The sequence below is a fragment of the Amycolatopsis thailandensis genome (assembly GCF_002234405.1).
Classification (GTDB): Bacteria; Actinomycetota; Actinomycetes; order Mycobacteriales; family Pseudonocardiaceae; genus Amycolatopsis; species Amycolatopsis thailandensis.
Genome location: NZ_NMQT01000378.1, coordinates 1 through 565, shown reverse-complemented (window position 1 = coordinate 565; position 565 = coordinate 1). Strand labels below are relative to the sequence as shown.

At 66.2% G+C, this 565-nt stretch carries 1 protein-coding gene; it reads right to left on the bottom strand.

Annotated features, from left to right (window positions below):
- On the bottom strand, positions 1 to 565 hold a 565-nt coding region (locus CFP71_RS43005; protein ID WP_143267347.1), incomplete at both ends, for an NAD(P)/FAD-dependent oxidoreductase.

The window sequence follows — 565 nt, the reverse complement described above, 5'->3', positions numbered from 1 at the left end:
TCGACGGAATCGCCGACGCGGTAGTGCTCGCCACCCACGATCGTGTAGGGGACGCCCTCGTTGAGGTAACTCCGCACCGAGTGGTGGGTGTCGGCGTCGAGGAACATTCCCTGTGGGGCATGGTTTCCTTCGATCGGGCCGGCGACCACCAGGTCTCGTACCGGATCGAGCCGGGCGAAGTACAGGCCCCGGTCGAAGACGGGATAGTGCGTCGCGACCACGACTTCGCCTGCTCGTACCTCACCGCTGCTGGTTCGTACCCTCGTTCCGCCGAGTTCGTCGACACCCTCGGCGCGGACGCCTTCCACGATCTTCCCACCCGCTTTCTCGATCTCGTCGGCGAGAGCGAGCAACCAGCGACGCGGGTGGAAATGGGCCTGTGAAGCGAACTTGACCGCGCCGATCGCCGGGACGTCGAGGTCCACGTCGGTGACGTAGGTGGCGGGCAGCCCGGCCTCGGCAGCCGCTTCCGCTTCACGCTCAAGGGTCTCCACGGTTTCGGGCTTGGTCGTGTAGACGAAGCTGTCGGCACGCGTGAAACCGCAGTCGACGCCGAGTTCGGCGG